This is a genomic window from Marinobacter segnicrescens (assembly GCF_900111555.1).
Lineage (GTDB): Bacteria > Pseudomonadota > Gammaproteobacteria > Pseudomonadales > Oleiphilaceae > Marinobacter > Marinobacter segnicrescens.
Map to the genome: position 1 here is coordinate 1 of NZ_FOHZ01000077.1, position 1,300 is coordinate 1,300.

Below are 1,300 nucleotides of genomic sequence, written 5' to 3' on the forward strand. Positions count from 1 at the left end.
ATCGGGGTTTTTCTACAGCCTCAACACCCGCAGCATGCGCTGCTTGGAAATGGAGGCAAAGCCGCAATGTAAAAGCCGTCGCTGTGCCCGCAATTGTTAGCCATTATCTAAACCAGATTGCAAAGGAACGCGAACTACCGGAAGACGACTTCCACTGCTTCACCACGTCAACTGCCACCGGCAAATTTTCAGCTACGTCGCGTACCGCGCTTACCCAAGGTTTAAGCCCACGGACCAGAGCTAAATCCCCTTGCTCCAACTGTAAATAACCGAGATTCCTACGTTGATAAGATTGTCTCGTTGCTTCGAATTTAGAGCCAAAAAGCATCTCTCGAACAATCTCCGAGTGCTCGCCACCGCTCATTCTTGCTGTAAGGGCGTTTACGACCGGGAAATCCTTGCTTGCCCCCAGTCTCTCATTAATGAGGCTGGCAATCTCACCTACGCCGTGGCCATTCCTCTTTAATTTTTTGTCTTTTGTCTCTTGTATGCTGAATAGCCCAGCTTGAACTCCGAGATGCTTCAAAGAGATTTCCATAGACTGAAACAACAAGGCAACAAAAACTGGGATTACCTCCTGATTCTTATTCAGGAACTCAGCGTCCTCACCTAGAACTCGCTCTGCGGCTTTCGCATAGCCTTTTGCTGCTTCTTGGAAATCAAACATTTTGGCGACTCTGAATGATGGGCTAAGAGCAGTTAGACAGACGTCTTCGATATTGTAGAAATCTGACCGCTTCGTTATTGCGACCTCTGCGCCTTTGATCGGCCTGTCTATAGGTTTATAAAACAGCAGCTTATCTCAGCCTCAACTTCCTTTCCATGTAATCGTCTGACGTCTGTAATTGGCTCCACCAATCATACTGGATGAAGCATCAGTGATTGGCCTGGAGACACGAAGCAGGAACAAGCTTGAGTGTCCGCTTTTGTTTAAAAGCTAGATATCACACTTCGCCCCGATATCATCGTATCGCAGCTATGCGCGACCAGTTTAAGGTTACAAAGCACGGCCATGTTATGGAGGGTTCTTTGAGAACCCTCTGCCCCCTACCCGTTGACTCATTAAAACGACGGGCAATTGCGTTTGACTGTATCGACTTACCATTTTTCACCTCGATGTGCTTCTGACCTCAGAGAGCATCTCCCCGTGAGCTGGGGCCCCAAAAGTCAGATACGGTTGAGAGACAGCAACCTCGGATACGCATTGACCTGCCCCCAGTCTTTAATCCAACTGCTCCCTAGTAATGTCCGTTACTTTTGAATCAGTTTTTCCAAGTCGGAGAGCGGAGGCAAACTCCAG

Annotated in this window: 1 protein-coding gene; it reads right to left on the reverse strand. The window is 48.3% G+C overall.

Annotation, left to right across the window (positions count from 1 at the left end; translation table 11 throughout):
- Nucleotides 1–103: 103 nt before the first annotated feature.
- The gene (locus BM036_RS19690) at nt 104–667 is read right to left on the reverse strand and encodes a hypothetical protein (RefSeq protein ID WP_091855313.1); all 564 of its coding nucleotides are present in this window, start codon (nt 665–667) and stop codon (nt 104–106) included.
- Nucleotides 668–1,300: the final 633 nt, after the last annotated feature.

Bases quoted from the DNA above. Each gene is read 5' to 3' on its own strand.
- BM036_RS19690 (WP_091855313.1), bottom strand. From the start codon at position 667: ATGTTTGATTTCCAAGAAGCAGCAAAAGGCTATGCGAAAGCCGCAGAG.